This is a genomic window from Streptomyces sp. CB02261 (assembly GCF_001905665.1).
Taxonomy (GTDB): Bacteria; Actinomycetota; Actinomycetes; order Streptomycetales; family Streptomycetaceae; genus Streptomyces.
Genome location: NZ_LIVX01000001.1, coordinates 408,939 through 428,853, shown reverse-complemented (window position 1 = coordinate 428,853; position 19,915 = coordinate 408,939). Strand labels below are relative to the sequence as shown.

The following is a 19,915-nucleotide window of genomic DNA, read 5'->3' as shown; positions in this document are numbered from 1 at the left end:
GAAAGCCCGAAATCAATCCGGACAGAAGGTGTCGTACTTTCCTGCCAGGGTGATCCCATGACGACTGAGACGAAGCCCCTGCACGGACGGATCTGCCTGGTCGCGGGCGCCACCCGAGGAGCCGGACGGGCCATCGCCGTCCAGCTGGGAGCCGCCGGCGCCACCGTGTACGTCACCGGACGCACCACCCGCGAGAAGCTCAGCGAGGTCGGCCGGGCGACCGAGACCATCGAGGAGACCGCCGAACTGGTGACGGCCGCGGGCGGCGAGGGCATCGCCGTCCCCACCGACCACCTGGAGCCGGATCAGGTCCGGGCCCTCGTCGACCGGATCGACCGGGAGCGGGGACGGCTCGACGTCCTCGTCAACGACATCTGGGGCGGCGAGCACCTGGTCGTCGCCGGCTTCGGCAAGAAGATCTGGGAGATGGAACTCGCCGACGGCCTGCGCATGCTGGAGCTGGGTGTGAAGAGCCACCTCGTCACCAGCGCGGCCGCGACCCCGCTGCTCGTCCGGCACCCCGGGAGCCTCCTCGTCGAGGTCACCGACGGCACGGCCGAGTACAACGGCACCCGGTACCGCGAGAACCTCTACTACGACCTCGCCAAGAACGCCCCGATCCGGATGGCGTTCGGCCTCGCGCGCGACCTGGAGCCGTCCGGCGGCACGGCGGTCGCGATCACCCCCGGCTGGCTCCGCTCGGAACAGATGCTGGACCACTTCGGCGTGACCGAGGACAACTGGCGCGACGCGGCGGAGAAACTGCCCGACTTCGCCGTCGCCGAGTCCCCGGTCTACGTCGGCCGCGCCGTCGCCGCCCTCGCCGCCGACCCCGACCGGGCCCGCTGGAACGGCCGGTCCCTCTCCAGCGGACAACTGGCGAAGGAGTACGGCTTCACCGACGCGGACGGCTCACGGCCGGACGCCTGGGGCTTCATCATCGCGAAGGAGACGGACGAGAACGCGTCGGTGGACGACTACCGCTAGGAGCCCCCCGCCGAACCCGCCCTACGGCAGGTCCTCCCCGTACAGCTCTCCCAGGCCCCGGGCCGCCTCCGCGAACCGCTTCCGGAGCGTGTCCGGGGCCAGGACCTCCGCCTCCGGGCCCAGGCCCAGGAGCTGGCCGAAGGCGACCTCCTCGTTCTCGACGCGGAGAACCACCCGGAGGCGGCCGTCGGCGTCGGTGGTGCCCGCCGCGATGGCCTCCTCGGCCGCCGCCCGGTCCGTCACGTACGGCAGCCGCCGGGCTCCCGCCGCCGTGAGGCGCAGGACCGTCTCGGCCCGCAGGAGGGAGCGCGCGAACTCGTGGGAGCGGTCGGACCAGAACGCGGCCAGGTCGAAGTCCGGATCCCGCTCGAAGCGGTCCTCGCCCACCGCCACCGCCGTGAAGCGGTCCACCCGGTACGTACGGAAGGCGTCGGCCGCACCCGCGCACACGTACCAGACGCCGGCCTTCAGGACGAGCCCGTACGGCCGCAGTTCCCGCTCCACCTCCGTGCCGTCCCCGCGCCGGTAGCGGGCGGCGATCATCCGGTCGTCCCAGACCGCCTCCGCGATCGGCGCCAGCATCTCCGGCGTCTCCGGCTCCTGGTACCAGCCCGGCGCGTCCAGCAGAAAGCGCCGCGCCACCGAGTCCGGGGCGTCCCGCAGCGAGGGCAGCAGAGCCGCCGACACCTTGAGCCGGGCCGCCGACGCCGCGTCCTCCAGACCCATGTCCCGGAGCGCGCCGGGCAGTCCGGACAGGAACAGCGCCTCGGCCTCGCCGCGCGCCAGGCCCGTGAGACGGGTGCGGTAGCCGCCGACGAGGCGGTACCCACCGGCCCTGCCCCGGTCCGCGTACACCGGAACCCCCGCCTCGGAGAGGGCGAGGGCGTCACGGGTGACGGTCCGTTCGGACACCTCCAGCTCCACGGCCAGTTCGGCCGCCGTCATCGAGGGACGGGACTGGAGCAGCAGGACCATCTTGATCAGCCGGGCGGCACGCATGACCCCATCATGCGTGCCGTCACCGACAGTCGGGCCTCAGAGGCCGTAGCGCTCGCGCGCCTCCTTCACGGCCGAGGCCGGGACCTCGCCGCGACGGGCGAGCTGCGCGAGGGCCGCGACGACGATCGACTGGGCGTCGACGCCGAAGTGGCGGCGGGCCGCGTCACGGGTGTCCGACAGGCCGAAGCCGTCGGCGCCCAGCGAGGACCAGTCCTGCTCGACCCACTGCGCGATCTGGTCCGGGACCTGGCGCATGTAGTCGGAGACGGCGAGGACCGGGGAGTCGACGCCCTCCAGGGCGGTGCGGATGTACGGCACCTGCTCCTCGCCGCGCAGCAACGCCGCGTCCGCCTCCAGGGCGTCGCGCCGCAGCTCCGTCCAGGAGGTCGCGGACCACACGTCGGCGCCCACGCCCCACTCGGCGGCGAGCAGCTTCTGCGCCTCCAGGGCCCAGTGGATGGCCGTACCGGAGGAGAGGAGCTGGATGCGCGAGGCGTTCGCGGGCAGGTCGAGGCCCGCGGACTCCGCCGTGTTGAAGCGGTAGAGGCCCTTGACGATGCCCTCGTCGACGCCGGCCGGCTTGGCGGGCTGCGGCATCGGCTCGTTGTAGACGGTGAGGTAGTAGAAGACGTTCTGGTCCTCGCCCTCGGCGGCCTCGCCGTACATCCGGCGCAGCCCCTCCTTGACGATGACCGCGACCTCGTAGGCGAACGCCGGGTCGTACGTCAGCGCCGCCGGGTTGGTCGCCGCGATCACCGGCGAGTGGCCGTCGGCGTGCTGGAGGCCCTCACCGGTCAGGGTGGTGCGGCCCGCGGTGGCGCCGACGAGGAAGCCGCGGCCGAGCTGGTCGCCGAGCTGCCACATCTGGTCGGCGGTCCGCTGCCAGCCGAACATCGAGTAGAAGATGTAGAACGGGATCATCGCCTCGCCGTGCGTGGAGTACGCGGTGGAAGCGGCGATGAAGTCGGCCATCGAACCGGCCTCGGTGATCCCCTCGTTGAGGATCTGGCCGTTGACGGCCTCCTTGTAGTACATCAGCTGGTCGCGGTCGACCGGCTCGTACGTCTGGCCCTTCGGCGAGTAGATGCCGAGCGACGGGAACAGCGACTCCATACCGAAGGTACGGGCCTCGTCCGGGACGATCGGGACCCAGCGCTTGCCGGTCTCCTTGTCGCGGATCAGGTCCTTGACCAGGCGGACGAACGCCATCGTCGTCGCCATCGACTGCGCGCCGGAGCCCTTGTCGAAGGCGGTGAAGGCCTTCTCGGCCGGGGCCGGCAGCGGGGCGATCGCGTGGGTACGGCGGGCCGGGGCCGGGCCACCGAGGGCCGCGCGGCGCTCCTGCAGGTAACGGACCTCGGGGGAGTCGGCGCCGGGGTGGCCGTAGGGCACCTGGCCGTCGACGAACTGCGCGTCCGAGATGGGCAGGTCGAGCAGGTCCCGCATGTTCTTGAACTCGTCGTTCGAGAGCTTCTTCATCTGGTGGTTCGCGTTCTTCGACGCGAAGCCCTCACCGAGGGTGAAGCCCTTGACGGTCTGCGCGAGGATGACCGTCGGCGCGCCCTTGAACTCCACGGCGGCCTTGTACGCGGCGTACACCTTGCGCGGCTCGTGGCCACCGCGGGAGAGGTGGAAGCACTCAAGGATCTTGTCGTCGCTCAGCAGCTGCGCCATCGCGACGAGCGCCGGGTCCTTGCCGAAGAAGTCCTGGCGGATGTAGGCGGCGTCGCGGGTCTGGTACGTCTGGACCTGCGCGTCCGGCACCTCGCGGAGGCGGCGGACGAGGGCGCCGGTGGTGTCGAGCGCGAACAGCTCGTCCCAGGCGTTGCCCCACAGCGACTTCACGACGTTCCAGCCGGCGCCGCGGAACTGGGCCTCCAGCTCCTGCACGATCTTGAAGTTGGCGCGGACCGGGCCGTCGAGGCGCTGCAGGTTGCAGTTGATGACGAAGGTCAGGTTGTCCAGACCCTCGCGGGCGGCCAGGGCGAGGGCCGCGGTCGACTCGGGCTCGTCCATCTCGCCGTCACCGAGGAACGCCCACACGTGCGAGGCGGAGACGTCCTTGATGGCGCGGTTGGTCAGGTAGCGGTTGAAGCGCGCCTGGTAGATCGCGGAGAGCGGGCCCAGACCCATGGAGACGGTGGGGAACTCCCACAGCCAGGGGAGACGGCGCGGGTGCGGGTAGGAGGGCAGGCCGTTGCCGCCGGACTCCTGCCGGAAGTTGTCGAGGTGGGCCTCGTTCAGGCGCCCGTCCAGGAACGCGCGGGCGTAGATGCCGGGGGCGGCGTGACCCTGGATGTAGAGCTGGTCGCCGGAACCGTCGGCTTCCTTGCCCTTGAAGAAGTGGTTGAAGCCGGTCTCGTACAGCCAGGCGGCCGACGCGAAGGTGGCGATGTGGCCGCCGACGCCGTACTTGGAGCCGCGGGTGACCATCGCGGCCGCGTTCCAGCGGTTCCAGGCGGTGATCCGGCGCTCCATGTCCTCGTCGCCGTCGAAGTCGGCGCCCGTCGGCTCGGCGGAGGTCGGGATGGTGTTGACGTAGTCCGTCTCCAGGAGCTTGGGCAGGGCCAGGCCCGCGCCCTCGGCGTGCTGGAGCGTGCGGCGCATCAGGTAGGCGGCCCGGTGGGGGCCGGCGGCCTTGGTGACGGCGTCCAGGGAGGCCGCCCACTCGGCGGTCTCCTCGGTGTCACGGTCCGGGAGCTGGTCGAGCTCGCTCGGAATCTTGCCTACGGGATCGGTCATGATCGCCGCCTTCCGGACAGGTGGGGGTGGAGAAGGGGTGCCTTGTCGGGCAGGACAGGGCGAAGGGCCGGGTAGCGGCCCGCCGAAGACTGTAAGCCGCCGATCGATGATCGATCAAAGGGTTGAAGGGGAAAACCTCTTCAGATCGAGAAAGTCGGCACAGGGTGCCGCGAAACAGGGCACCCGGTGCCTCGTTTTCACCCTGTTTTCGCAGGTGGGAGCCGCTTTATGAGAGGGTGCCCGCACGAATGAGCGGGCCCACCGGACGGTGGACCCGCTCACTGTGCGTCAAGCCGGGGGTCAGGCTCTCGGTGCGCAGCCCAGCACGTGCGCCTTCACCAGCGCACCGATGTTCGGGTCGCCCCGGCGGAAGGCCTCCACCAGCTCCTGGTGCTCCTCCGCGTACGACTTCTGGACCGTGCCGAGCCAGCGGATCGACAGGGCCGTGAAGACCTCGATGCCCAGCGTCTCCCAGGTGTGGAGCAGCACGCCGTTCCCCGCGGCCTTCACCAGCTCCCGGTGGAACGCCACCGTGTGCCGCACCTGCGCGGTCCCGTCGGAGGTCGCGTCCGCCTCGTACAGCGCCGCCACGTGCGGCTCCAGGGCCGAGCAGTCCGCCGCGAGACGCCGGGCCGCAAGCTCGGCCGCGATCTGCTCCAGACCGGCGCGGACGGGGTAGCTCTCCTCCAGGTCCGCCGCGGTCAGGTTGCGGACCCGGACGCCCTTGTTCGGCGCCGACTCGATCAGGCGCAGCGACTCCAGCTCACGCAGCGCCTCGCGGACGGGGGTCTGGGAGACCTCCAGCTCCGTCGCGATCCGGCGCTCCACGATCCGCTCTCCCGGCTTCCAGCGGCCGCTGACGATCCCCTCCACGATGTGCTCGCGGATCTGTTCGCGCAGCGAGTGGACGACGGGGACGGTCATGAAGGCTCCTCGGGGAGTGTTGACCCTTAGACAATACGGCGGCGCCCCCGCCCGGAAACACTTCCGGACGGGGGCGCCGCAGGTGAGGCTCGTTACGTTGCCACTCGGCGTACGGGCCTCACAGGGCCTTACAGACCGAGGTCGACCTCGAACTCGCCGGCCTCCAGGATCGCCTTGACCGCCGTCAGGTAGCGGGCGGCGTCGGCGCCGTCCACCAGACGGTGGTCGTAGGACAGCGCGACGTACGTCATGTCGCGGATCGCGATCGTCTCACCCAGGTCCGGGTGGTTGATGACGACCGGACGGCGCACGGTGGCGCCGATGCCCAGGATGGCGACCTGGTTCGGGGGCACGATGATCGTGTCGAACAGCGCGCCGCGCGAACCGGTGTTGGAGATGGTGAAGGTCGCGCCGGCCAGGTCGTCCGGCGTGATCTTGCTGGCGCGCACGGCGCCGGCCAGCTCCGCGGTCTTCTTCGAGATGCCGGCGATGTTGAGGTCGCCCGCACCCTTGATGACCGGGGTCATCAGACCCTTCTCGGAGTCCACCGCGATACCGATGTTCTCGGTGTCGAAGTAGGTGATCGTGCCCTCGTCCTCGTTGATCCGGGCGTTGATGACCGGGTGGGCCTTCAGCGCCTGGGCCGCGGCCTTGACGAAGAACGGCATCGGGGACAGCTTGACGCCCTCACGGGCGGCGAAGGCGTCCTTGGCGCGGCCGCGCAGCTTCATCAGCTTGGTGATGTCGACCTCGACGACCGAGGTCAGCTGGGCCTGGCCGTGCAGCGCCTTCATCATGTTGTCGCCGATGACCTTGCGCATGCGGGTCATCTTGACGGTCTGACCGCGCAGCGGGGAGGTCTCCAGGGCCGGAGCCTTCGCGGCGGCGGCCGGGGCGGCGGGGGCCGGGGCGGCCTTCTTGGCCTCGGCGGCCGCGATGACGTCCTGCTTGCGGATACGGCCACCGACGCCCGAACCCTTGACGGCCGCCAGGTCGACACCGTTCTCGGTGGCGAGCTTGCGGACCAGCGGGGTCACGTACGCGCCGTCCTCGGCCGGAGCCGCGGGCGCCGCAGGGGCGGGAGCCGGAGCCTGGGCGGCCGGGGCCGGGGCCGGAGCGGCGGCCGGAGCCGGCGCCTGGGCGGGCGCGGCCGGAGCCGCCGGGGCGGGAGCCGGCGCGGGGGCCGCGGGGGCGGCCGGGGCCGGGGCGGCAGCAGCCGGGGCCGGAGCCGGGGCGGCGGCGGGGGCGGCCGGAGCCGGGGCGGCCGGAGCGGCCGGAGCGGCACCCGCGGCGCCGATGACGGCCAGCTTGGCGCCGACCTCGGCGGTCTCGTCCTCGGCGACGACGATCTCCAGGAGCACACCGGAGGCCGGGGCCGGGATCTCGGTGTCGACCTTGTCCGTGGAGACCTCGAGCAGCGGCTCGTCCTCCGTGACCTCCTCGCCGACCGACTTCAGCCAGCGGGTGACGGTGCCCTCGGTGACGGACTCGCCCAGCGCGGGCAGCACGACGTCGGTGCCCTCGGCGGAACCGCCACCGGCGGCGGCCTCGGCCGTCGGGGCCGGAGCCGGGGCCTCGGCCTCGGTGGACGGGGCGGCGGCCTGCGGCGCGGGGGCCGGGGCCTCCTGCTGCGGGGCGGCGGGGGCCGGGGCGGCCTCGGCGGCCGGGGCGGCGGTCTCGGCCGGGGCGCCGGAGCCGTCGTCGATGATGGCCAGCTCGGCGCCGACCTCGACCGTCTCGTCCTCGGCGACCTTGATGGAGGCCAGGATGCCCGAGGCGGGGGCGGGGATCTCGGTGTCGACCTTGTCGGTCGAGACCTCGAGCAGCGGCTCGTCGGCCTCGACACGCTCACCCTCGGCCTTGAGCCAGCGGGTGACGGTGCCCTCGGTGACGCTCTCGCCGAGCGCCGGCAGGGTTACGGAAACCGACATGGTTTCAGTTGCTCCTAACGAATTGCGGGAAGTGGTCGTCGCGCCCTGTGATGACGTGAGCGTCAGTCGTGGGAGTGCAGCGGCTTGCCGGCCAGGGCCAGGTGGGCCTCGCCGAGCGCCTCGTTCTGCGTCGGGTGGGCGTGGATGAGCTGCGCGACCTCGGCCGGCAGCGCCTCCCAGTTGTAGATCAGCTGCGCTTCGCCGACCTGCTCGCCCATGCGGTCACCGACCATGTGGACGCCGACCACGGCACCGTCCTTGACCTGGACGAGCTTGATCTCGCCCGCGGTCTTGAGGATCTTGCTCTTGCCGTTGCCCGCGAGGTTGTACTTCAGGGCGACGACCTTGTCCGCGCCGTAGATCTCCTTGGCCTTCGCCTCGGTGATGCCGACGGAGGCGACCTCGGGGTGGCAGTACGTCACCCGGGGCACGCCGTCGTAGTCGATCGGGACGGCCTTGAGGCCGGCCAGGCGCTCCGCGACGAGGATGCCCTCGGCGAAGCCGACGTGCGCGAGCTGGAGCGTCGGGACGAGGTCGCCCACGGCCGAGATCGTCGGCACGTTGGTGCGCATGTACTCGTCGACCAGGACGTAGCCGCGGTCCATCGCGACGCCCTGCTCCTCGTAACCGAGACCGGCGGAGACCGGGCCGCGGCCGATCGCGACGAGCAGCACCTCGGCCTCGAAGGTCTTGCCGTCGGCGAGGGTGACCTTGACGCCGTTGTCGGTGTACTCGGCGGACTGGAAGAAGGTGCCGAGGTTGAACTTGATGCCGCGCTTGCGGAACGCGCGCTCAAGAAGCTTCGAGCTGTTCTCGTCCTCGACGGGGACGAGGTGCTTCATGCCCTCGATCACCGTCACGTCGGTGCCGAAGGACTTCCACGCGGAGGCGAACTCGACGCCGATGACACCGCCGCCGAGGATGATCGCGGACTCCGGGACCCGGTCCAGGGTCAGCGCGTGGTCCGAGGTGATGATCCGGTTGCCGTCGATCTCCAGGCCGGGCAGCGACTTAGGTACGGAGCCCGTGGCGAGGAGGACGTGACGGCCCTCGACGCGACGGCCGTCCACGTCGACGGAGGTCGGGGAGGACAGGTGACCCGCGCCCTCGATGTAGGTCACCTTGCGGGAGGCGACGAGACCCTGCAGGCCCTTGTACAGGCCCGAGATCACGTCGTCCTTGTACTTGTGCACGCCCTTGATGTCGATGCCCTCGAAGGAGGCCTTGACACCGAACTGCTCGGCCTCGCGAGCCTGGTCGGCGATCTCGCCGGCGTGGAGCAGGGCCTTCGTCGGGATGCAGCCGTTGTGCAGGCAGGTGCCGCCGAGCTTGTTCTTCTCGATCAGTGCGACGTCCAGGCCCAGCTGCGCTCCGCGCAGCGCCGCGGCGTAACCGCCGCTACCGCCGCCGAGGATCACTAGGTCGAAAACGGTGCTGGCGTCGTTCGCCACGTCACGTCCTCCATGCATGTGCGCTCGTCGCCGGTCCTCGATGACCGGGCGGCGGCTGGTGTTCGGCCGCTTATTTTCGGCCCTGTGGTGGGGGCCCTGTCCTGCCGAGAACCCATCTTCGCACTTGTTGACGGATGGCGGGACGCGGGGCCGGGCTCTGAGACGGCCGATCGTCCGTACGGAGGGCGGACCCGGGCGTACGAACCTACGGATTTCGTCGCGAGCGGAGGTCGGGGACGGGGGACGGCCCCGGGCGCGAGGCCCGGGGCCGTCCCCGTCACGGTGTGCGCGGAGCGGCGGCTCAGAGCTCGCCGGTGGCCGTGCGCTCGGCCAGCCTCACCAGGGTGCGGACCGAGGAGCCGGTGCCGCCCTTCGGGGTGTAGCCGTACGGGGCGCCCTCGTGGAAGGCCGGGCCCGCGATGTCCAGGTGGGCCCAGGTGATGCCCTCGCCCACGAACTCCTGGAGGAAGAGCCCGGCGACCAGGCCGCCGCCCATCCGCTCACCCATGTTGGCGATGTCGGCGGTGGGGGAGTCCATGCCCTTGCGCAGGTCCGCGGGGAGCGGCATCGGCCAGGACGCCTCGCCGACCTCCTCGGCGATCTCGTGGATCGTCGAGCGGTAGTCGTCGTCGTTGGCCATGATGCCGAAGGTGCGGTTGCCGAGCGCCAGGACCATGGCGCCGGTCAGGGTCGCCACGTCGACGATCGCGTCCGGGTGTTCCTCGGAGGCCCGGGTCAGCGCGTCGGCCAGGACGAGACGGCCCTCGGCGTCGGTGTTGAGGACCTCGACGGTCTTGCCGCTGTACATGCGCAGCACGTCACCCGGGCGGGTGGCGGAGCCGGACGGCATGTTCTCGGCGAGGGCGAGCCAGCCGGTGACGTTGACCTCGAGGCCGAGGCGGGCCGCAGCGACGACGGACGAGAACACGGCGGCGGCACCGCTCATGTCGCACTTCATCGTCTCGTTGTGGCCGGCCGGCTTCAGGGAGATGCCGCCCGAGTCGTAGGTGATGCCCTTGCCGACGAGGGCGAGGGTCCGCTCCGCCTTCGGGTGGGTGTACGCGATCCGGACCAGGCGCGGCGGGTTCTCGGAGCCGTTGCCGACGCCGAGGATGCCGCCGTAGCCGCCCTTGGCGAGCGCCTTCTCGTCGAGGACCTGCACCTTGAGGCCGTGCTCCTTGCCGGCGGCCTGGGCGGCGGCGGCGAAGGCGGCCGGCGTCAGGTCGTTCGGCGGCATGTTGATCAGGTCGCGGGCGCGGTTGATCTCCTCGGCGACGGCCTGGGCGCGCTCGGCGGCCGCCTTGTGGGCCTTGTCGCGCGGCTTGGCGCCGAGCACGGCGACCTCGGCCAGCGGCTTCTTCGCGTCCTTGCCGTTCTCCTGGTACGCCGTGAAGGCGTACGCGCCGAGCAGGGCGCCCTCCGCGATGGCGCCGGCGTCCTCGGCGGCGGCGATCGGCAGCGCGAACGCGGCCTTCTTCGAACCGGTCAGGGTGCGGGCGGCGGTGCCGGCGGCGCGACGCAGGGTCTCGGCGCCGAAGGACTCGCCGTCCTCGGGGGCGGAGCCCAGGCCGACGGCGAGGACGACCGGGGCCTTGAGGCCGGTGGGGGCGGGCAGCTTGATCGCCTCACCCTCGGCACCCGAGGCGCCCAGGGTCTCCAGGACGGCGGCGAGCCGGCCTTCGAAGGCCTTGTCGACGGCCTCGGCGCCCGGGGCGACGACGAGCGTCTTCCCGGACTTCGCGACGCCGACGACGAGGGCGTCGGCGCGCAGCGTCGCCGCGCCGGCAGTGCTGAGAGTGAGAGCAGTCACGGTGGTGAAATCTCGCTTCCATTGAGTTCTGTGCGGTCGAGGGATGGGCCGACCGTGCCCGCCGCATCGTATTTCGGCCCGGAGAGCGCCGAGAACGAGCCTACGCTCGCTCATCCGGTTCGCTCACGGCGGCGGTGATTCACTCATCCGTGGTGTCTCTTTCATGTTTACCGTTCAGGCTCGGACCGCTCCTTCACACTCGCCTCAGTCACGCGAGGACGACGCGCTCGTCTTCGCATCATCTGCAGCATCTCCACAGGTCCTCCGTTCCGTGCGCCGGTGCGGGCGGACCTGCCGAGGGGGGACACCACCTGATGGACTCCGGCCGAATCCGTACGCCCAGAACCGCTCCGCGCGGCGCCCGCACCGCCAGGGTCGCGGCCCTCGCCGCCGCCGCGTTGCTCGTCACCGTCGTCCCGTCCGCACAGGCCGTCGCGGCCCCCGTGCCCCGGATCGACCTCACCGTCCTCGTCGTCGACGACGGCGGCAGCGCCGTCGAAGCGATCACCGCCGAGCTCAAGGGCTCCGGCGTCCCGTACCGCAGGATCGACCTCGACGACCCGAACCGGCCGGTCCTCGACGCGGCCTTCCTCAGCGACACCGTCGACGGACGCCCCCGCGCCAAGTACCAGGGCGTCGTCCTGCCGCACGAGACCGCCTTCGGGCCCGACTCCGCCGAGCACACCGCCCTGCGGACGTACGAGCGGACCTTCGGGATCCCGCAGGTCGACGCCTACACCTGGTCGCACCCCGGAGTCGGTCTCGACTACACGAACGAGGGAGGCTGGTCCGGCGTCCTCGACGGCACCACGGCCGGCGTCACCGCGGCGGGCCGGGCGGGCCCCTTCCGCTATCTGTCCGGAGCGCTCGCCTTCGAGGACAACGACCCGTCCATCGCCGAGAGCTACGGCTACGCGGGCCGCCCCCGCGCCGGCTACACCAGCTACCTCGACGTCCCCGTCGACGGCGGCGGCCGGGCCAGCCTCGTCGGCGAGTACACCGCCGACGGACGCCGCGAGCTCGTCGTCACCTTCGCCTACAACCAGTACCAGCGGCAGTTCCGCGCCCTCGCCCGCGGCATCGTCGAATGGCTCACCCAGGGCGTCCACCTCGGACAGAGCCGCAACTACCTGTCCGTCCACGTCGACGACGTCTTCGCGCCCGACGCCCGCTGGGACACGGCCCGCAACTGCACCCCCGGCGACTTCGACTGCGTCGGGGACGAGGGGGAGGGCGCCGACCCGATCCGGATGACGGTCGCCGACGCCCAGTACGCCGCCGCCTGGCAGAAGGCCTCCGGATTCACCCTCGACATGGTCTACAACGGCGGCCAGGGCGAGCAGTGGAAGACCGAGCACGGCGGCAGCGACCCGCTCACCGACCGGCTCGTCGCCGACCGCGCCCAGTACCGGTGGATCAACCACACCTACACCCACCCCTTCCTGGGCTGCGTCCAGGACAACACCGTCGTCCCGTGGCGGTGCGCCACGGACGCCTCCGGCAACACCCTCTGGGTGGGCCGCTCCGAGCTCTCCGGCCAGATCCGCAACAACCACAACTGGGCCGTCGGCAAGGGCATCTCCGTCGACCGGAGCGAACTCGTCACCGGCGAGCACTCCGGCCTCAGGACCTTCCCGCAGCAGCCCGCCGACAACCCCCACCTGGCCGGCGCCCTCGCCGACAACGGCGTCAAGTGGCTCGCCAGCGACAACTCCCGCGAACCGCAGCAACGTTCCCTCGGCACCGCCACCGGCGCCGCGAAGACCGTGCCCCGCCACCCCATGAACGTGTACTACAACGTGGGCACCGCCGCCGAGATGACCGACGAGTACAACTGGGTCTACACCTCCCGCGCCGACGGCGGCAGCGGCATCTGCGAGTCCAACCCGGCCTCCACCTGCCTGCCCGCCCCCCTCCCCGTCGCCACCGGGTACGCCGGCCACATCGTCCCGCAGGAAGCCAGGACCGCCCTCTCCCACGTCCTGGGCAACGACCCGCGCCCGCACTACGTGCACCAGTCCAACCTCGCCGAGGAACGCCTGCTCTACCCCGTCCTCGACCGGGTCCTGGCCGACTACCGCGCCCTTTTCGCTCCCAGCGCCCCCGTGGTGAACCCGCGTCAGAAGGACGTCGGCACCGAACTGAACCGCCGCGCCGCCTGGGACCAGGCCCTCGCCGCCGGAAAGGTCACCGCCTACCGCATCGGCGCCACCGTCACCGTCAAGGCGCCCGCGGGCCTCGCCGCCCCGATCACGGCCCCCGAGGGCACCCGCAAGCAACTCCTCCTCGGCACCGCCGCCTTCGGATCGCCGTACGCGGGCACCCGCTCCGCCTGGACCACGCCCGAAGTGCTCCAGACCAGCGTCACACTCACGCTCCCGACCGCCTGACCAGCACGTTCTGGGGGGAACGCACATGCCGAGCAGTGGCCGTCACGTCACCATGCTCACCGAAGGCACCTACCCGCATGTCCACGGCGGCGTCAGCACCTGGTGCGACCAGCTCGTCCGGGGCATGCCCGAGGTCGACTTCGAGATCCTCGCCCTCACCGGCAGCGGCCGCGAACCCGTCACCTGGGAACTGCCGGCCAACGTCACCCGGCACACCGCGTTCCCCCTCTGGGGACTCCCGCAGGGACCGGCCGCGCCCCGCCTGCTCGCCAGGGCGCGCCGGCCCCTGCGGGGGCGCGCCCGCCGCCGCTTCCTCGACGCGTACGAACGCCTCCTGCTCTCCCTCCTCGACCCGGAGGCGGGCTGCGACTTCGGCACCGGCCTGTACGAACTGGCCGAACTCGCCCGGCGGGGACAGCTGACCGCCGCGCTGCGCTCCGAGGCGGCCCTGCGCTCCCTGATGTGGATCTGGACCATGCCGCACCTGCCGACCCTCGCGGCCCGGCCCACCGTCCACGACGCACTCACCGCCACCGACCTGCTGGAACACGCCCTGCGCCCGCTCGCCGCCCGGATAGCCACCGACGGCGTCGCCCACGCCGTCTCCAGCGGCCTCGCCACGCTGCCGGCGCTCGCCGCACAGCACTTCGAAGGAGTGCCCTTCCTGCTCACCGAACACGGCATCTACCTCCGCGAGCGCTACCTCGGCTACCGCACCGAGGCCCAGCGCTGGCCCGTCAAGGCCCTCATGCTCGGCTTCTACCGGGAGCTCAACACCCTCGGCTACCGCAAGGCCGACCTCATCACCCCCTGCAACCAGTACAACCGGCGCTGGGAGGAACGCGGCGGCGCCCCCGCCGACCGCATCCGCACCGTCTACAACGGCGTCGACCCGGCCGCCTTCCCCGAGGCCGGACCCGAACCGGAGACGCCCACCCTCAGCTGGTGCGGACGCGTCGACCCCATCAAGGACCTCGAGACCCTGATCCGGGCGTACGCGATCTGCCGCGCCGAACTCCCCGCGCTGCGGCTCCGCCTGTTCGGGCCGGTCCCCGCCGGGAACGAGGACTACCTGACCCGCCTGGAGAAGCTCGCCGCCGAACTCGGCGTCACCGACGGCGTCAGCTTCGAGGGCCGGGTCTCCGAGGTGCCGCGCGCCTACGCGGCCGGCAGCGTCGTCATGCTCTCCTCCATCAGCGAGGGCTTCCCCTTCTCCCTCATCGAGGCCATGTCCTGCGGCCGCGCCACCGTCTCCACCGACGTCGGCGGGGTACGGGAGGCCGTCGGCGACACCGGGATCGTCGTCCCGCCCCGCGAACCGGCCGTCATGGCCGCCGCCGTCAGCGAACTCCTCCGCGACGGGGCCCGGCGCGCCGAGCTCGGCCGCCGGGCCCGGCAGCGGGTGATCGACCGGTTCACCCTCCACCGCTCGGTGGACGGCTTCCGGCAGATCTACCGCGAACTGGCGGGCGAGCGGACGACCCGCCGCCTCGACCCGAAGGCCTGGACGGTCCGCCTCCCCGCGCCGCTGCGCGCCGCCCCGACGCTCGTCGCGGGAGGCACCCCGGCATGAGTGGCTCCCTCTGGCTCAAGGCCCCGACCACGGGGACCCCGCTCCCCTCCATCCCCCGCCCCCGCCGCACGGAAGCCCCACCGCGCACTCCGGGGGAGCCGCCGACCGAGGTGTCCCCGCGTGCCCCGGGGGAGCCGCCGGTCGACGTGTCCCCGCGTGCCCCGGGGGAGCCGGCGACCGATGAGGCCCCGCGTACCCCTGGGGAGGCGCCGACCGCCATGTCCCCGCGCCCTCCGGGCGAGCAGTCGGCCCCGGGCGGCCCACATCCGGTCTCGGCCCCGAACGGTTCGTATCCGCATCCCGTCGGGGACGCCCTCGCGGCCGATCCCCTCGACGAACTCGTCGCGCGCCTCGAAGGGTTCGCCGCCGTCGCCGTCCACCCGGACGAGATCGCCGCCCTCCTCGAGTCCGACGGCATGACGGACGACCACATCCGGCTCACCTACGGCCGTGCCGACTCCTTCGCCCTCGGCGAGGACCTCTACGCGCGCGTGGAGCGGCGCCACCCCGCACCGGCGGCGTCATCCGGCGGCGCCTGGCACACCGGCCTCGCCGGCTGCCTCCTGCGCGGACTCGTCTTCGCACTGCCCGGCCTCGCGTACGTCCTCGCCGCACCGCTCCTCGCCGGGGAGCCGGGCCGCTTCGGGCTCCCCGGCGGAACGGTTCCCCTGCTGGCGGGCGCCGTCACCGGCTGGGTGTGGAACCAGGCCCTGTCCCACCGCGCGTACACCTGGCTCGGTCTCGGCGACCGGCCCGCCGCCGCCCGCGCCCTGCTCACCGGCGCCCCGGCGGGCGCCCTCGCCGGTACGGCCGTCGCCTTCGCGGCCGCCGCGCCCGGCGAGGCCCCGGCGGCCCTGTTCGCCGCCGGACAGTCGCTCTACCTCGCCGCCGCGACCGTCCTCCTGGTCCTCGGCCGCGAACGGGCCCTGCTCTGCGCCCTGCTGCCGCTCGCCGGGGCCCTTCCCGCCTTCCGCTGGGACCTGCCCGGCCCGCTGCGCGCCGCGCTCCTCCTCGCCGCGCTCACCGCGAGCGTCGTCCTCGCCGCGCTCGTCCTGCGGCCGGGCGCGCGGCGCGGCGCGGCCGGACGCGGCGGGCCCCCGCGTGCCGCGTCCCTCCCGTACGGACTCTTCGGCCTCGGCAGCGGACTGCTCGTCCTCCAGGCGGGCATCGGCGACACCCTGGTCAGCGGCGCGGGCGCCGTCATCGCGCTCACCCTCTCCATGGGGCCGGCGGAGTGGCTGCTGCACCGCTTCCGGGGCGGGAGCCTGACCCGGCTGCGGACCCTCACCACCGCCCGCGAGTTCCGCCGGGCCGTCACGGGCACCCTCGTGCTCTGCCTCGGCGGCTACCTCACCGTCCTCGTCTCCCTCACCCTCGCCGCGACCCTGGCCTGGCCGGGCGCGGCCTGGCCCACCGCGGCACGGCTGGCCACCCTGCTCCTGATCGGCACGGTGCTCTGGCTGGGGCTGCTGCTCCAGGCCTTCGGCGCGGTCCTCAGCGCGGCGGTCGTCTGTCTCCTCGCGGCGGCGGCGCAGACCCTGGAACCCGCGGCGGGCCCGATGGCGGCCGGGGGAGCGGCGGCGGTGCTCGCCGTCCTCACCTGTGTTCTGCTGGTACGACCGACCGCCCACCGCGTCTAGGGGACCACGGCCCGTGAATCGTCTCCTCCTGGTGCCGTTCTACGAGCACCCCGCCGACCGCCCCGAGGCGTGGTCGGCGCTCGTCGACGCGGCGCCGTCCCTGTACGGCGTCGTCGTCAACCCGGCGAGCGGCGCGGGCGAGGCCGCCGACCCGGCGTTCGCCGAGGTCACCGCGCGGCTGCGGGCGGCCGGGGTACGGCTCCTCGGCTACGTGGACACCGCCTACGGGCGGCGCCCGCACGCCGAGGTCGTCACCGACCTCCTCCGCCACCGCGACTGGTACGGCACCGACGGCGCCTTCCTCGACCAGGTGTCGACCGCACCCGGAGCCCTCGCCCACTACCGGCGGATCGCGGTCGCGGCCCGGTCCGCCGGTGCCGCGACCCTCGTGCTCAACCACGGCGCGCACCCCGACCCGGGGTACGAGGAGCTCGCCGACCTCCTCGTCACCTTCGAGGGCCCCTGGGACACGTACCGCACCCTCGACCTGCCGGCCGCCGCCCACCACTGCCACCTCGTCTACGCGGCCCCGCCCGACGCCCGCCCGGTCACCCCCGTGCACTGCGCGGTCCCCGGCACCGGCGCGCATCCCTGGGGCACCCTTCCGCACCTCCTGGAGCCCGCCCGATGAGACGACTTCTGCCACTGCTCGCGGGCCTGCTGCTGCTCGCCACGGCCTGTACGGCGGCCCCCGACCCGGACCCCAAGCCCAGGGGCGAGCGGTGGCTGCCGAAGCCGGGGCTCGCCTGGCAGTGGCAGCTGAGCGGTCGTCTGGACCCGACGGTCGACGTCCCGGTGTACGACATCGACGGCTTCGACCACCCGGCGTCCGCGGTCGCCGACCTCCACCGCCGCGGCCGCAAGGTCATCTGCTACCTCTCCACCGGCGCCTGGGAGGACTTCCGTCCGGACGCCGACCGCTTCCCGAAGGCCGTCCTCGGCGAGGGCAACGGCTGGAAGGGAGAACGCTGGCTCGACATCCGCCGTACCGACGTCCTCGAACCCCTCATGGCCGCCCGCCTCGACATGTGCCGCACCAAGGGCTTCGACGCCGTCGAACCCGACAACATGGACGGCTATCTGAACCGCACCGGCTTCCCCCTCACCGCCGCCGACCAGCTCCGCTACAACCGCCTCATCGCCCGACTGGCCCACGACCGGGGCCTCGCGGTGGGCCTCAAGAACGACCTGGACCAGATCCCGCAGCTGCTCCCCGACTTCGACTTCGCGGTCAACGAACAGTGCGCCCAGTACACCGAATGCGACCGCCTCGCCCCCTTCGTGGCGGCGGGCAAGGCGGTCTTCCACGTCGAGTACGAGCTGAAGACGGCCGAGTTCTGCCCGCAGGCCCGGGAACTGGGCCTCAGCTCCATGCTCAAGCGGTACGAGCTGGGGGCGTGGCGCCAGGCCTGCTGACGGCGTAGCAGGTCGCCCGGCCCTCGCCCCGTGCCGCCCAGTCGTGCCGGGACGACCACGTGTACCAGAGGTCCCCGGGCCGGGAGCCGTCCCGGGCGCCGGCGCAGGCCCGTCCGGCCCGGTCCCGGGCGTCCTCGGTCCCGGGGTAGGCGCCGGTCAGCGGGTGCTGGGCGAGGACCTTCCCGTCGTGGGGGCCCGCGCAGGGCACCCGCGCCACCAGCCGGCTGTACCGCATGCCGGTGTTGAAGTCCATGCACTCCCCGGCGCGTGCCTCGGAGGCGGGGGTGACGGCCGATGCGGCGTCGAGGACGCGGCCGTCCGGGAGGGCGATGGCCCCGGCCTCCGGTGCGCCGAAGCCGTCGAGCACCAGATCGGCGTGGAGCGCGGTCACCCCGGCGAGCGCGCCCTCCGTCTTCCTGTCGAGCAGGACCGTCAGATCGGCCCGGGCCCGGGTGATCCGGCCCTCGCGGTCGACCTCGACGGTCAGGGGCACGGGGGCGCTCGGCATGTGGTCGTAGAGGGGTGCGGGGACGAACTCGCCGCGCAGGTCGTACGGGAAGAGCTCCAGGGCCTCGGTGAGCGGGAAGTCCGCGCGGTAGGAGCGCCCGCCGCCGTCGAGGGCCCGCTGCGCGGCCGGCCGCACCCCGCTGAGGACCTCCAGGAGCGTCCCGCCGATCGCGCCCTCGGTGCCCCGGAGGTGGCTGATCGAGTCGATCCCCCAGAGCGGCTTGATGTCGCCTGTGTACCGGAGCCAGTATCCGGCCGAGCCGGCCCGGTAGTGGATGGTCTGGGTGTCGACGGTGTAGCGGCCGACGGCGTCACCCGTGCCGGGTCCCTGCGGGGTGCCGAGGATCGTCTCCCGGGCGGCCCGGGGAAAGTCGGGGGTCAGCTGCCAGCGGCTCGTCGCCGACCCGCGCGAGCCCGCGAAGTCCAGCCGTCCGGTGAGGGTCTGGACGGCCCTGCCCTTGCCGGAGAAGGTGACGGTCTGCCGGAGTCCGGCCCCGCCCGCCTGCTGGGTGTGCCGGAGGGCGAGGTTCACCTGCCGGGCGAGCGGCTCGGAGAAGACGGGGTGGGGGGCGGGGCGGGCGGCGCCGGGACCGCTGTCGCAGGCGCTGAGCAGCAGGACCGCTCCGGCGAGTGCGGCGGCGGTACGGGTGAGGGGTCTGATCACTCCTGCATGACCGGGCAGCGGCCCCGATGGTTGCCCGGGGTCCGGTCACGGATGTGTCACCCCACGGCCAGCGCCATCAGCGCCGCCGTCGCGGCCGTCTCCTCCACCGCGCCGAACACGTCGCCGGTCACCCCGCCGAAGCGCCGTACGCACCGGCGGAGCATCAGGGCGGCAGCGGCCAGGGCAACGCCCGCCGCGAGGACGCCGTGGACCGCGTCGTACGGGGACAGCAGGAGGCCCGCCGTCGCGCACGCCACCAGGACGAGCGCCGTCGTGAGGGTCGCGGAGCGGACCGGGACCGTGGCGGCGACGATCGCGCCGAGGCCCTCGGGGCGGGCCGCCGGGACACCGTGGCGGGAGGCGTGGGTGAGGGCGAGGCGGGCGACGGTGGCGGCGAGCACGGCGCCGGCCGCGCCGTGCGCCGCGCTCTCCCCGTACAGCTCGAAGAGCGCGGCGACCTGCGCGAGCAGCACGAGGAGCAGCGCGATGACACCGAAGGGGCCCACGTCCGACTGCTTCATGATGCGCAGCGCGTCCTCCGCGGGCTTGGCGCTGCCGAGGCCGTCGGCGGTGTCCGCGAGGCCGTCGAGGTGGAGGCCCCGGGTGAGGACGGCGGGGACGGCCGTGGTGACGACGGCGGCGAGCAGCGGGCCCGAGCCGAGCAGCAGGAACGTCCCGCCGAGCGCGGCGGCGCAGAGACCGACGGCCAGCCCGGCCAGCGGGGCGCAGAGCATGCCGGCGCGCGCCGCGTCCCGGTCCCAGCGGGTGATGCGGGCGGGGAACACGGTGAGGGTGCCGAAGGCGAAACGCAGGCCGTCCATCCGGGCAGGGTAATCGCCGCCCCCGGACGGTAGATTGCCCATACGCCGCATACCACGCAT

General features: G+C 72.9%; 14 protein-coding genes. 6 read left to right on the top strand and 8 right to left on the bottom strand.

The window, feature by feature from the left end; all coding sequences use genetic code 11:
* The first annotated feature begins 57 nt into the window (after window positions 1-57).
* On the top strand, window positions 58-987 hold the full coding sequence (locus tag AMK29_RS01905) for an SDR family oxidoreductase (RefSeq protein WP_073806837.1): 930 nt from the start codon (window positions 58-60) through the stop codon (window positions 985-987).
* Window positions 988-1,008: 21 nt separating this feature from the next.
* On the opposite strand, the gene AMK29_RS01900 is transcribed toward AMK29_RS01905, so the two are convergent.
* The 6 genes from AMK29_RS01900 to AMK29_RS01875 form a co-directional block, all read right to left on the bottom strand.
* Window positions 1,009-1,986, bottom strand: a complete 978-nt coding sequence (locus AMK29_RS01900) for a helix-turn-helix transcriptional regulator (protein WP_073806836.1) — start codon at window positions 1,984-1,986, stop codon at window positions 1,009-1,011.
* Window positions 1,987-2,022: 36 nt separating this feature from the next.
* Window positions 2,023-4,728, bottom strand: a complete 2,706-nt coding sequence (aceE, locus tag AMK29_RS01895) for a pyruvate dehydrogenase (acetyl-transferring), homodimeric type (RefSeq protein ID WP_073806835.1) — start codon at window positions 4,726-4,728, stop codon at window positions 2,023-2,025.
* A gap of 300 nt (window positions 4,729-5,028) precedes the next feature.
* A complete protein-coding gene (locus AMK29_RS01890; RefSeq protein WP_073806834.1) occupies window positions 5,029-5,652 on the bottom strand; it encodes a GntR family transcriptional regulator in 624 nt (207 codons plus the stop codon).
* A 128-nt stretch (window positions 5,653-5,780) separates the two neighbouring features.
* Entirely contained in the window at window positions 5,781-7,583 is a 1,803-nt protein-coding gene (gene sucB / locus AMK29_RS01885) for a 2-oxoglutarate dehydrogenase, E2 component, dihydrolipoamide succinyltransferase (RefSeq protein ID WP_073806833.1), read from the bottom strand.
* A 62-nt stretch (window positions 7,584-7,645) separates the two neighbouring features.
* Window positions 7,646-9,034 (bottom strand): dihydrolipoyl dehydrogenase, encoded by a 1,389-nt coding sequence (lpdA, locus tag AMK29_RS01880; protein WP_073806832.1) that lies wholly within the window; start codon window positions 9,032-9,034, stop codon window positions 7,646-7,648.
* 301 nt (window positions 9,035-9,335) lie between these two features.
* Entirely contained in the window at window positions 9,336-10,844 is a 1,509-nt protein-coding gene (locus tag AMK29_RS01875; protein WP_073806831.1) for a leucyl aminopeptidase, read from the bottom strand.
* 314 nt (window positions 10,845-11,158) lie between these two features.
* Here AMK29_RS01875 and AMK29_RS01870 point away from each other — a divergent pair, with 314 nt between their 5' ends.
* The 5 genes from AMK29_RS01870 (at window position 11,159) to AMK29_RS01850 (ending at window position 17,863) form a co-directional block, all read left to right on the top strand.
* Window positions 11,159-13,234 carry a hypothetical protein gene (locus tag AMK29_RS01870; RefSeq protein ID WP_073806830.1) on the top strand — a complete coding sequence of 692 codons (2,076 nt, stop codon included), beginning with the start codon at window positions 11,159-11,161 and terminating at the stop codon, window positions 13,232-13,234.
* A 25-nt stretch (window positions 13,235-13,259) separates the two neighbouring features.
* Entirely contained in the window at window positions 13,260-14,807 is a 1,548-nt protein-coding gene (pelF, locus tag AMK29_RS01865; RefSeq protein WP_073806829.1) for a GT4 family glycosyltransferase PelF, read from the top strand.
* A gap of 218 nt (window positions 14,808-15,025) precedes the next feature.
* Window positions 15,026-16,447, top strand: a complete 1,422-nt coding sequence (locus AMK29_RS01860; RefSeq protein WP_241845052.1) for a hypothetical protein — start codon at window positions 15,026-15,028, stop codon at window positions 16,445-16,447.
* A gap of 13 nt (window positions 16,448-16,460) precedes the next feature.
* On the top strand, window positions 16,461-17,078 hold the full coding sequence (locus AMK29_RS01855; RefSeq protein WP_073806828.1) for a spherulation-specific family 4 protein: 618 nt from the start codon (window positions 16,461-16,463) through the stop codon (window positions 17,076-17,078).
* The gene (locus AMK29_RS01850) at window positions 17,075-17,863 is read left to right on the top strand and encodes an endo alpha-1,4 polygalactosaminidase (RefSeq protein ID WP_073806827.1); all 789 of its coding nucleotides are present in this window, start codon (window positions 17,075-17,077) and stop codon (window positions 17,861-17,863) included. Before AMK29_RS01855 ends, AMK29_RS01850 begins: the two co-directional genes overlap by 4 nt.
* Here the strand turns inward: AMK29_RS01850 and AMK29_RS01845 are convergent.
* Together AMK29_RS01845 and AMK29_RS01840 are read right to left on the bottom strand one after the other, a co-directional pair.
* Entirely contained in the window at window positions 17,823-19,034 is a 1,212-nt protein-coding gene (locus AMK29_RS01845) for a hypothetical protein (protein WP_073806826.1), read from the bottom strand. The two genes, AMK29_RS01850 and AMK29_RS01845, sit on opposite strands and share 41 nt — an antisense overlap.
* Window positions 19,035-19,090: 56 nt before the next feature.
* Window positions 19,091-19,855 carry an adenosylcobinamide-GDP ribazoletransferase gene (locus tag AMK29_RS01840; RefSeq protein ID WP_073806825.1) on the bottom strand — a complete coding sequence of 255 codons (765 nt, stop codon included), beginning with the start codon at window positions 19,853-19,855 and terminating at the stop codon, window positions 19,091-19,093.
* Between the last annotated feature and the right edge of the window lie 60 nt (window positions 19,856-19,915).

Bases quoted from the DNA above. Each gene is read 5' to 3' on its own strand.
- pelF (WP_073806829.1), top strand. From the start codon at position 13,260: ATGCCGAGCAGTGGCCGTCACGTCACCATGCTCACCGAAGGCACCTAC.
- AMK29_RS01860 (WP_241845052.1), top strand. From the start codon at position 15,026: ATGTCCCCGCGCCCTCCGGGCGAGCAGTCGGCCCCGGGCGGCCCACAT.
- aceE (WP_073806835.1), bottom strand. From the start codon at position 4,728: ATGACCGATCCCGTAGGCAAGATTCCGAGCGAGCTCGACCAGCTCCCG.
- sucB (WP_073806833.1), bottom strand. From the start codon at position 7,583: ATGTCGGTTTCCGTAACCCTGCCGGCGCTCGGCGAGAGCGTCACCGAG.
- AMK29_RS01905 (WP_073806837.1), top strand. From the start codon at position 58: ATGACGACTGAGACGAAGCCCCTGCACGGACGGATCTGCCTGGTCGCG.
- AMK29_RS01900 (WP_073806836.1), bottom strand. From the start codon at position 1,986: ATGCGTGCCGCCCGGCTGATCAAGATGGTCCTGCTGCTCCAGTCCCGT.
- AMK29_RS01840 (WP_073806825.1), bottom strand. From the start codon at position 19,855: ATGGACGGCCTGCGTTTCGCCTTCGGCACCCTCACCGTGTTCCCCGCC.
- AMK29_RS01870 (WP_073806830.1), top strand. From the start codon at position 11,159: ATGGACTCCGGCCGAATCCGTACGCCCAGAACCGCTCCGCGCGGCGCC.
- AMK29_RS01890 (WP_073806834.1), bottom strand. From the start codon at position 5,652: ATGACCGTCCCCGTCGTCCACTCGCTGCGCGAACAGATCCGCGAGCAC.
- AMK29_RS01850 (WP_073806827.1), top strand. From the start codon at position 17,075: ATGAGACGACTTCTGCCACTGCTCGCGGGCCTGCTGCTGCTCGCCACG.